At 67.8% G+C, this 1104-nt stretch carries 1 protein-coding gene; it reads right to left on the bottom strand.

Features of this window, described 5'->3' with window-relative positions:
• On the bottom strand, positions 1-1085 hold a 1085-nt coding region (locus QN345_RS19360), incomplete at its 3' end, for a lipase maturation factor family protein (RefSeq protein WP_323509154.1).
• Between the last annotated feature and the right edge of the window lie 19 nt (positions 1086-1104).

The following is a 1104-nucleotide window of genomic DNA, read 5'->3' on the forward strand; positions in this document are numbered from 1 at the left end:
GAACTGCCCTCGACGACGATCTCATAGCGCTCCTTCGTCACGGTGCCGAATGCCCCGTAGGCGTTCACGAGGTGATACCGGTTGAAGCTCGCGTTCATCAGCTGCCTGCGCGCGACCAGGTTGCGGGCCGGCCAGAAGCTCAGCACCACGAGCAGGAGGGTGACCGCGAGCACGAGCACGACGAACCACGGCGGGGAGGCGGGGAGGGCTGTCGAGGGCTCGCCTGCGGCGCCGGGGAGGAACGGGAAGACCGTCCGGAATGCGCGGTCGTCGACCGCGGCGAAGACGAGCACGATCGTGATCCAGTTCAGCCAGGCGAAGTTTCCGGTGACCACGAGCCACAGCTGGGTCAGGGCGAGCACGGCGGCGGCGACGGATGCAACGGGCTGGGGTGCGAAGAGGAAGAACGGCACCACGAGTTGCGCGACATGATTGCCGAGCACCTCGCCGCGGTGGAACCAGGCCGGCAGCCGGTGCACGAAGGTGCTCACGGGATTCGGCATCGGCTGCGTCTCGTGATGGTAGAACATCGCGGTCAGGTCCCGCCATTCCGGGCCGCCGCGCATCTTGATCATTCCGGCGCCGAATTCCAGCCGGAAGACCAGCCAGCGCACGAAGACAATGATCGTGAGCGGCGGGGCCACCTCGTTCGACCCGAGGAAGGCGACGACGAACCCGGCCTCGAGCAGCAGGCTCTCCCAGCCGAAGGAGTAGAAGGTCTGCCCCACGTTGACGATCGACAGGTACCCGGCCCAGAGCAGCAGGAAGGCGAGCATCGGAAGCCAGGGCGGGCCGAGTTGCGGCAGGCCGGCGACGAGGGTTGCGGCCAGCAGGACGCCGCCCCAGGCCAGCACCCGCAGCATCCGGTCGGAGTAACGCCAGTGGAAGAGGCTCGGCGCGTCGCGAAACCGCACGCGGGACACCCAGTCGCGCACCGGCAGCAGGCCGTGATCCCCGAGCAGCGCCGGGAACTGGTTGGCGGTGGACAGGAACGCCACGAGGAAGATCGCAGCTACTCCGCGCTGCAGGACCTGCCGCGCTATCGAGTAGTCGCCGGCCTCGAAGAAGGCACCGAGGAGATCCATCGTGCAGTCACCCTAGCCC

Source organism: Cryobacterium sp. 10I1 (assembly GCF_035019805.1).
Taxonomy (GTDB): Bacteria; Actinomycetota; Actinomycetes; order Actinomycetales; family Microbacteriaceae; genus Cryobacterium; species Cryobacterium glucosi.